The sequence below is a fragment of the Streptomyces torulosus genome, from assembly GCF_001419765.1.
Classification (GTDB): Bacteria; Actinomycetota; Actinomycetes; order Streptomycetales; family Streptomycetaceae; genus Streptomyces; species Streptomyces torulosus.
Map to the genome: position 1 here is coordinate 565 of NZ_LIRK01000913.1, position 838 is coordinate 1,402.

An 838-nucleotide genomic window follows, 5' to 3' on the forward strand; every position below is an offset into this window, starting at 1 on the left:
CGCCCGCACCCATCTGCCCCGCGAGACCGACCTCGCCATCGTCCAGGGCGTCCTCACCTTCGCCACCACCCAGATCGCCGACCGCTTCCTCACCCCCGAGCAGCGCCCCGCCGGCCTGACCACCCTCGCCGCCCTGTGCCGCGACCTCATCCGCCGCACCGAGGACGGCGACAACCCCGGCCTGCGCCTGACCGCCGTACGTCACTTCATCGACGTCGCCGCCCACCCCGACACCATCGCCGCCTGGCTCGCCGACGGCACGGTCCCCGGCGGCCCCGAACTCGACCCCGAGCTGCGCTGGCGGGTCCTCGGCCGGCTCGCCGTCCTCGGCGCGGTCGACGCCGACGCGATCGCCGAGGAACTGGCACGCGACCCCAGCGCCACCGGCCAGGAAGGCGCCGCCCGCTGCCGGGCCGCCCTCCCCGACCCGGAGGCCAAGCGGGCCGCCTGGGAGGCGATGTTCACCACCGACGACCTCTCCAACTACCTCTTCACCGCCACCGCCCAGGGCTTCTGGCAGCCGGAACAGACGGAACTCCTCCAGGAGTACGTCGACCGCTACTGGGACGACGCGGTCGCGCTGGCCGCCCGACGGGGCCCGGCCATCGCGGAGGCCGCCGGACGCTGGGCGTTCCCCGTCCACACGGTGGACGCGGAAACCCTCGGCCTGGGCGAACGCTGCCTGACCGAGGCCGCCCCCATCCCGGCCCTACGCCGAAAGCTGGTCGACCAACTCGACGACCTGAACCGCGCCCTGAAGGTCAGGAACGCGTAACCGCCGCCGGTCCGCCCCGGGGCCGGTGGCCTCCCCAGGCCACGCGCAACAGGCACCGGCCCC

Annotated in this window: 1 protein-coding gene; it reads left to right on the top strand. The window is 74.9% G+C overall.

The features are described from left to right. Positions 1–775, top strand: a 775-nt coding sequence (locus AOK23_RS51200; RefSeq protein WP_240496832.1) for an ERAP1-like C-terminal domain-containing protein, incomplete at its 5' end; no start/stop codon positions are given. Between the last annotated feature and the right edge of the window lie 63 nt (positions 776–838).